Raw genomic sequence first — 5252 nt, 5'->3', positions numbered from 1 at the left:
AGGGGGAGCGGGTGCAGCTGACCGACCCGCGCGGGCGCCTGCACACCATCACCCTCACCGCCGGCAAGGAGTTCCACACCCACCGCGGCCGCTTCACCCACGACGACCTCATCGGCCGCCCCGACGGCACCACCGTCACCAACAGCGCCGGCGTGGAGTACCTCGTGCTGCGCCCGCTGCTGGCGGACTTCGTGCTCTCCATGCCGCGCGGCGCCGCCGTGGTCTACCCCAAGGACGCCGGGCAGGTCGTGCAGATGGCCGACGTCTTCCCCGGCGCCACCGTCATCGAGGCCGGCGTCGGCTCCGGGGCGCTGACGATGTCGCTCCTGCGCGCCGTCGGCGACGGCGGCCGGGTGCACTCCTTCGAGCGCCGCGCCGACTTCGCCGACATCGCCCGCGGCAACGTGGAGACCTTCTTCGGCGGTCCGCACCCCGCCTGGCGCCTGACCGTCGGCGACCTCGTGGAGTCCCTGCCCACCTCCGGGCTGTCCTCGGCCGACGGCACCGGCGCCGACCGCGCCGTGCTGGACATGCTGGCCCCCTGGGAGTGCCTGGACGCCGTCGCCGACGCCCTGGCCCCCGGCGGGGTGCTCATCTGCTACGTCGCCACCGCCACCCAGCTCTCCCGCGTGGCCGAGGCCGCCCGCGCCTCCGGGCGCTGGACGGAGCCGGAGGCGTGGGAGTCCATGGTGCGCGGCTGGCACCTGGAGGGCCTGGCGGTGCGCCCGCAGCACCGCATGGTCGGGCACACCGGCTTCCTCATCACCACCCGCCGCCTCGCCGACGGCGTCCGCCCGCCGCTGCGCAAGCGCCGCCCGGCCCCGGGCGCGTACAGCGAGGACACCGGCGGCGGCGCCGGGGAGGACACCGGCGCCGGCGCGGACGCCCTGGCCGACGGCACCGAGTACGGCGACCGCCCCGTCTCCGACCGCAAGGCCCGCAAGGCCGCCCGGGAGGCCGCCGCCGGCGCCGCCGCCTCGCACAGCGCCACCCACGGGCCCGTCGAGCCCGACGGCACCGCCGAGCCGACCGGCACCGCCGAGCAGACCGAGCCGGGCGCCTGAGGTGGTGTCCGCGTGATGGCGCACAGCCACGCCTGCACCGGGCTGACCGCCGGGGCGGCCACCCTGCCCCTGGCGCCCGTGCACGGCCCGGTCGGCGCCGCGGCGTGGGTGGCGGTGTGGGGCGGGGCGGCGCTGCTGCCCGACTTCGACCAGGGCGGCATCTCCTGGAAGCGGGCCCTGCCGCGCCCCACCGGCTCCACGGTGGCGCAGATGTGGGGGCCGCTGACCACCGCCGCGGCCGCGGCGGTGGGCCGCCTGGCCGGCGGGCACCGCTGGGGCACCCACGACCCGCTGCTGGCCCCGCTGGTCTTCGGCGCGCTGGCCTGGGCCGCCGCCCTGAACCCGTGGACGTCCCTGGTGGCGCTGGCCCTCGTGGCCGGCGCCGCCCTGCGCGGCTGCCACTTCGTGATCCCCGGCACGGTCGAGACGACCGTGGTGGGCAACCTCGCCCTGTCCTTCGGGCTGGCCTGGTGGGTGCTGCACCGCAGCCCCGGCGGGGTGGAGTGGCTGCCGTGGGCCGTGGCCGGCGGCGTGCTGGTGCACGTGCTGGGCGACTGGCTCACCGTCGGCGGGGTGCCGCTGCCCCTGGCCACGCCGCTGGCGCTGCTGGGCGGCCGGCGCCGGCGCACCGCGCTAGGGCTGTTCCGCACCGGGGCGCGCGTCGAGGGCGCCGTCGCCGCGCTCGCCGTCCTCGCCGCCGCCGTCCTGCTGGCCCGCCACCTGCTCGCCTGAGCCCCGGGACGCGCGCGGGGGCCCGCCGCCCCCGCGCGCGTCCCGGGCCTCCTGCAGCGGCGAGCGCCCGAAGCGCACCAGCACCTGCTCGAAGCCCTTGTGCCGCTGCGCCTGGGCCAGGCGCGTGTAGGCGCGCTGGTCCGCCTCGGTCAGCTCCACCGCGTCCGTCAGCGGCGTCAGCAGCGCCCGCGGGTACAGCCGCCGCACGCGCACCACGTCGGCCTCCACGCACAGCACCACGCAGCACGAGGCCGCGAACAGGAACGCGATGCCGCCCAGGACCACCGTGAACACCTGGTTGGACACGGTGGAGCGGGCCGCGACCTCCCCGACGATGCCGGCGCCGAAGTGCTGCAGCAGCGTCCACAGCACCCCCATCGCCGCCGCCCCGGGCAGCACGGTGCGCACGGCGGGGCGGTGCGCGGCCGCCAGCCGGAACGCCACCGCGAAACCCACCGCCGCCAGGGCCGCCGTGCCCGCCCGCGAGGCCCAGGTGGCCAGGCCGGCGGGCACGTAGGCGCCGCTGACGGCGCTGAGCACCGCGGTGCCCACCACGAACAGCCCGGCCGTCACCAGCAGCAGCAGGGCGCGCCCGCGCGCGGCGAAGGGGTTGGGCCGCTCGTTGCGCGGCACCGCCCACGCCACGTTCACCGCGTTCTGCAGGGCCAGGCCCACCCCCATCGCCCCGTACAGGGCGCCGCCCAGGCCGATGGCCAGGCCGACCGCGCCGCCGCCCAGGCGCCCGGGGCTGCCCAGCTCGCCGCCGATGACCGGCACCTGCCGCAGCGCCGAGCGCAGCACCGCCTGCTGCGCCCCGGGGTCGCCGGAGAGCAGGTACCCCAGCACGGTGGTCAGCAGCAGCAGCAGCGGCACCAGCGACAGGAAGCCGTAGTAGGTGATGAGGGCGGCCAGGTAGGCGCCCTGGTCCTCGAAGAACTTGTACGCCACGGCCAGCGGGTAGCCCACCGCGCGGTGGCGGCGCTGGAAGCCGTCCAGGCGGGCCAGGGCGCCGGGACGGTGCTCGGGGTCGGGCACGGGGGTCATCCTGCGGCCGGCGGGCGCGCGGCGCGCGCCGGCGGGGGCGGACGCGCCGACACCGATCCGCCTCGCGCTGTCGCCGCCGCGGGTTAGGGTCGAGTGCATCCACCGCCGGACCGGGCGACCGGGAAGGCTACGAGGGGGAGGATGCGCATGACGGAACCCCAGCGCCGCTTCGGCGGCGGAGGTGAGCGGGACGCCCGCCACGTCGCACTGCTGGAGGAGCAGCTCGGTGCCGCGCGCTCGCGGCTGGCCCAGGTCGACGCCCAGAACGACCGCCTCGCGGCGACCCTGCGGGACGCCCGCGACCAGATCGTCTCGCTCAAGGCCGAGGTGGACCGCCTCGGCCAGCCGCCCGCCCAGTTCGCCACCTTCCTCGCCGCGGTCGAGGGCGGCACGGCCGACGTGGTCAGCGCCGGCCGGCGCATGCGGGTGGCCGTCAGCCCCGCCGTGGACCTCGCCGGGCTGCGCCCGGGCCAGGACGTCATGGTCAACGAGGCGATGAACGTGGTGGCCGCGTGCGACTACGAGCGCACCGGTGAGCTGGCCACGGTCAAGGAGCTGCTGGGCGACGGGCGTGCGCTGGTGCTGGCGCGCGCCGACGAGGAGCGCGTGGTGCGCCTGGCCGGCCCGCTGGAGGACGGCCCGCTGCGCGTGGGCGACTCCCTCACCGTGGACACCCGCTCGGGCTTCGCCTTCGAGCGCATCCCCAAGGCCGAGGTCGAGGAGCTGGTCCTGGAGGAGGTGCCCGACATCGACTACACCGACATCGGGGGCCTGGGCCCGCAGATCGAGGCGATCCGCGACGCGGTGGAGCTGCCGTTCCTGCACGCCGAGCTGTTCCGCGAGCACGGGCTGCGCCCGCCCAAGGGCATCCTGCTGTACGGCCCGCCCGGCTGCGGCAAGACCCTCATCGCCAAGGCGGTGGCCAACTCGCTGGCCAAGAAGGCCGCGGAGCTGCGCGGGGAGACCCAGGCCAAGAGCTACTTCCTGAACATCAAGGGCCCGGAGCTGCTCAACAAGTACGTCGGCGAGACCGAGCGGCACATCCGCCTGATCTTCGCCCGGGCGCGGGAGAAGGCCGGCCAGGGCACGCCCGTGGTCGTCTTCTTCGACGAGATGGAGTCGCTCTTCCGCACCCGCGGCTCGGGGGTGTCCTCCGACGTGGAGACCACGATCGTGCCGCAGCTGCTCTCCGAGCTGGACGGCGTGGAGCGCCTGGAGAACGTCATCGTCATCGGCGCCTCCAACCGCGAGGACATGATCGACCCGGCGATCCTGCGCCCGGGCCGCCTCGACGTGAAGATCAAGATCGAGCGCCCGGACGCCGAGAGCGCCGGGCAGATCTTCGCCAAGTACCTGACGCCCGACCTGCCGCTGCACGCCGACGACCTCGTGGCCAACGGCGGGGACGCGCAGGCGGCGGTCGACGCGATGATCCAGGCCACGGTGGAGCGCATGTACACCGAGAGCCCGGAGAACGAGTTCCTCGAGGTCACCTACGCCGGCGGGGACAAGGAGGTCCTGTACTACAAGGACTTCAACTCCGGCGCCATGATCCAGAACATCGTCGACCGCGCCAAGAAGACGGCCATCAAGGACCTGCTGACGTCCGGCCAGCGGGGCCTGCGGGTGGAGCACCTGATGAGCGCGTGCGTGGACGAGTTCAAGGAGAACGAGGACCTGCCCAACACCACCAACCCCGACGACTGGGCCCGCATCTCCGGCAAGAAGGGCGAGCGGATCGTCTTCATCCGCACCCTCACGCAGGGCAAGAAGGGCACCGAGGCGGGCCGCTCGATCGACACGGTCGCCAACACCGGCCAGTACCTCTGACCCGGGGCCGCGGGCCCGCACCCCTCCGGGGTGCGGGCCCGCGGCGCGTCAGGGCCGGCCGCCGTCCTCCCACCAGCGCGGCCAGGCCGCCAGCAGCGCCCGCGAGTCCGCCACGAACGGCCAGGAGGGGTCCGCCAGCCGCTCGCGCAGCCGCTGCGCCGGCTCCCACCAGCCGGCGGCGACCTCGCTCTCCTGCAGCACCAGCGGCGCGCCGTCCCACCACGCCTCGTACACGTGCGCCAGGTGGTGGGTGACCTCGTCGCGGTACCAGCGCCGCAGCACCGGCCGCAGCGCCGACGCGCCCGCCCCCAGCTCCTCGGCGAGCTCGCGGCGCGCCGCGTCGGCCGGGTCCTCGCCGGCGGCGACGACGCCTCCGGCCAGGCAGTCGTGCAGACCCGGGTTGACGTCCTTGGTGCTGGTGCGCCGGTGCACGAAGACCCCGCCGCGCCCGTCGCGCAGCAGCACCCCCGTCGCCGCGTGCGGCAGGTTCAGCGCGCGCACCCGCGATCGCGGCGCGCTGCCGGTGACCCGCCCGCCGGGGTCGGCCGGGTCGTACAGCGCCACGACCTCCTGCGCCGGCTC

5 protein-coding genes are annotated in these 5252 nt (G+C 76.0%); 3 read left to right on the top strand and 2 right to left on the bottom strand.

Annotated elements, in window-relative coordinates; genetic code table 11:
- Positions 1-1064: tRNA (adenine-N1)-methyltransferase (locus tag GTR00_RS13955; RefSeq protein WP_166612214.1), on the top strand; the 1064-nt coding region annotated here is incomplete at its 5' end.
- Between the two features lie 15 nt (positions 1065-1079).
- Positions 1080-1796: a metal-dependent hydrolase gene (locus GTR00_RS13950; RefSeq protein WP_240900181.1), complete on the top strand. Its 717-nt coding sequence runs from the start codon at positions 1080-1082 to the stop codon at positions 1794-1796.
- Here GTR00_RS13950 and GTR00_RS13945 read toward each other — a convergent pair.
- Positions 1698-2831 carry a YihY/virulence factor BrkB family protein gene (locus GTR00_RS13945; RefSeq protein ID WP_323132478.1) on the bottom strand — a complete coding sequence of 378 codons (1134 nt, stop codon included), beginning with the start codon at positions 2829-2831 and terminating at the stop codon, positions 1698-1700. The two genes, GTR00_RS13950 and GTR00_RS13945, sit on opposite strands and share 99 nt — an antisense overlap.
- 150 nt (positions 2832-2981) lie before the next feature.
- Between GTR00_RS13945 and arc the strand changes: the two genes are divergently transcribed.
- Positions 2982-4670: a proteasome ATPase gene (gene arc, locus GTR00_RS13940; RefSeq protein WP_166612212.1), complete on the top strand. Its 1689-nt coding sequence runs from the start codon at positions 2982-2984 to the stop codon at positions 4668-4670.
- A 48-nt stretch (positions 4671-4718) separates the two neighbouring features.
- Here arc and GTR00_RS13935 read toward each other — a convergent pair.
- On the bottom strand, positions 4719-5252 hold a 534-nt coding region (locus GTR00_RS13935; protein WP_240900176.1), incomplete at its 5' end, for an NUDIX domain-containing protein.

The sequence above is a fragment of the Kineococcus indalonis genome (assembly GCF_009906395.1).
Classification (GTDB): domain Bacteria; phylum Actinomycetota; class Actinomycetes; order Actinomycetales; family Kineococcaceae; genus Kineococcus; species Kineococcus indalonis.
This window is presented reverse-complemented; position numbering and strand designations above follow the sequence as displayed.